The 2,358-nt window shown below is 69.1% G+C and carries 3 protein-coding genes; all 3 read right to left on the bottom strand.

Going from position 1 to position 2,358, the window contains the following annotated elements; translation table 11 throughout:
• Window positions 1-126 precede the first annotated feature (126 nt).
• The 3 genes from FV218_RS22180 to FV218_RS22170 all read right to left on the bottom strand — a co-directional run bounded on the left by FV218_RS22180 (window position 127) and on the right by FV218_RS22170 (window position 2,107).
• Complete coding sequence (locus tag FV218_RS22180) at window positions 127-723, bottom strand: CarD family transcriptional regulator (protein WP_056087226.1); 597 nt, start codon at window positions 721-723, stop codon at window positions 127-129.
• A 555-nt stretch (window positions 724-1,278) separates the two neighbouring features.
• Window positions 1,279-1,617, bottom strand: a complete 339-nt coding sequence (gene fdxA, locus FV218_RS22175) for a ferredoxin FdxA (RefSeq protein WP_056087222.1) — start codon at window positions 1,615-1,617, stop codon at window positions 1,279-1,281.
• A gap of 214 nt (window positions 1,618-1,831) precedes the next feature.
• Window positions 1,832-2,107, bottom strand: coding sequence for an RNA-binding S4 domain-containing protein (locus FV218_RS22170; protein ID WP_147711574.1), 276 nt, complete (start codon window positions 2,105-2,107; stop codon window positions 1,832-1,834).
• Window positions 2,108-2,358 lie beyond the last annotated feature (251 nt).

Genomic DNA, 2,358 nt, shown 5'->3' with positions numbered 1-2,358 from the left:
GCCCTCTTGTCCACTCTCTTGCCCACCCTCTTGTCCACCCTCGGCGACGGGCCGGTGACGGAAACGAAAAAGCCCGGCGCTGCTGCGCCGGGCTCGAAGAAGGGAGCGTTTTGAGGACGATGCGGCTCAGGCCGCCTCTTCCTGGATGGTCTCTTCGCCCTCGGCCTCGCCCTCGGCCTCCGCTTCGCCCTTGGCGCGGCGCGGCGACTTGGCGAGGCTCTGCTCGATGAGCTTCAGGGCCTCGGTCTCGGTGATGCGGTTGACCGCGGAGATCTCGCGCACGATCCGGTCGAGGGCGGCCTCGTAGAGCTGGCGCTCGCTGTAGGACTGCTCCGGCTGGGCCTCGGAGCGGAACAGGTCGCGCACCACCTCGGTGACCGAGAGCAGGTCGCCCGAATTGATCTTGGCCTCGTATTCCTGGGCCCGGCGCGACCACATGGTACGCTTGATCCGGGCGCGGCCGGTGAGCACGTCGAGGGCCTTCTTGACCAGTTCGGGTTCGGCGAGCTTGCGCATGCCGACGCTGTTGGCCTTCGCGGTGGGCACGCGCAGGACCATCTTGTCCTTCTCGAACGAGACGACGAACAGCTCGAGCTTGTAGCCGGCGATCTCCTGCTCCTCGATGGCGGTGATGCGACCGACCCCATGCGCCGGATACACGACCGCTTCGCCGGTCTTGAAGCCTTGGCGGCCCGATGCCGTCGTCTTCTTGGCTGTGGTCATGCGAGAAGCGCCTCCAGAACATCGCGCGGATTTGATCGCCGCGCCGAACGGTAATCCCGGGATGGGTCACCCGGTCTCGGCCCCTTGGCCGTTGGCTCGGACATCCGAACGATGCCGAACCCACGGTTTCCCGGGCCAGCCGACACAGCGCAACGAAGGACCGCCCGCCGAGGGTGTCGGACACCCCAGACGGTCGATCGCATGCGACCTCGTTTTCTCAAGCTAGCGAGAGAGCCATCTGTCGAGGGCCGGAGGCAGCACGTCGGGCACGAACGACGGCAGGCGTCATGCATAGCACAATCATGCCGCCGAATCAAAGGATTGCCGGCGCAGGCTCGCCCTGCATGCGGGATGAATCCCTGTTGATCGTGCGCGCCGTGCCCGGTCTTCTTCCGCGTCGACGCCCCGAGTTCTTCCCGGTCCCGTCCCGAAACGGAGGGAAGGCGGGAGTTGCCGGGGGCGTCGGCACGGGCCGGGTGTCTATCCCGGAACGCCCTTTGCCCCATCGCGCCCGTGGCGCGGACTAGCCGTGACCGGGAGCCGCGTGGGCCAAGCCTAGTCGCCGGTGCCGGGATTGGCCGAGAAGTGGGCCTCGAGCTTGCCGGACACCCCGTCCCACTCCTTGGCGTCGCCGGGGGCGTCCTTCTTCTGGGTGATATTGGGCCAGGTCTTCGCGTAGTCGGCGTTGAGCTTCAGCCAGGTCTCGAGGTTCGGCTCGGTGTCGGGCTTGATCGCCTCGGCCGGGCATTCCGGCTCGCAGACACCGCAATCGATACACTCGTCGGGATGGATGACGAGCATGTTGTCGCCCTCGTAGAAGCAGTCCACCGGACACACCTCGACGCAGTCCATGTACTTGCACTTGATGCAGTTGTCGGTGACGACGTAGGTCATGGGGCCTTCAAGTCCTCGATCCGCGCCGGCCCGGGCAATGCGGGGAAACCCCGCCGGCCCGATGGCCTTGCAAATCCGTTGACGCTTTGGCTGGTGCGGTGTCCGCTCCGCCTGATGGGGCAGGCTCTAGACCCTGTCCGATGGGCTGACAAGCGTGGTGGCCGGGGCCCGCGCAGTCGGCGGCACCGGTGTCGTCCGCGGGACACGGGGGTGTTCAGCCCGGTGGGGCGTCGAGGGCGGCATAGAGCGTCTGCGCGTCCGGGGCTCCGCCGCGCCGTTCGCCGAGGTCGAGGACCCGGACGAGGGCGGTGGTGTGGGCCGCCGCCACGGTGACGACGTCGCCGACCGCGATGGCCGTCGCCGCCGCCTCGGCCCGGCGTCCGTTCACCCGGACGTACCCCCCTTCGACGAGGCGCGCCGCGAGGGTCCGGGTCCGCGCGAAGCGCGCGAACCACAGCCATTTGTCGAGACGCTGACGCCCCGGCTTCATGGCCCTGGCGCCGCGGTGCTCGGCATGACGGGCGCCGCGGCGCTTGGCATCAGGGGCGCTGCGGTGCTTGGCATCATATGCGCATCAGCGCTTGTTGCCGTCGCCCGCCTCGAGCTGCGCCTTGAGGGCGGCGAGCTTGGCGAAGGGCGAATCCGGGTCCGGGGCCCGTTCGCGGCGCTGCGGGCGCGGCTCGTCGCGCGGGGCCGCACGGGGCTCGTCGCGCCGCTCGGGGCGGGTGCGGCCCCGCGCGA

It is taken from the genome of Methylobacterium sp. WL69, from assembly GCF_008039485.1.
Lineage (GTDB): Bacteria > Pseudomonadota > Alphaproteobacteria > Rhizobiales > Beijerinckiaceae > Methylobacterium.
Note: the sequence above shows the minus strand (reverse complement) of the source record. Positions and strands in the feature narration are given on the sequence as shown.

Bases quoted from the DNA above. Each gene is read 5' to 3' on its own strand.
- fdxA (WP_056087222.1), bottom strand. From the start codon at position 1,617: ATGACCTACGTCGTCACCGACAACTGCATCAAGTGCAAGTACATGGAC.
- FV218_RS22170 (WP_147711574.1), bottom strand. From the start codon at position 2,107: ATGAAGCCGGGGCGTCAGCGTCTCGACAAATGGCTGTGGTTCGCGCGC.
- FV218_RS22180 (WP_056087226.1), bottom strand. From the start codon at position 723: ATGACCACAGCCAAGAAGACGACGGCATCGGGCCGCCAAGGCTTCAAG.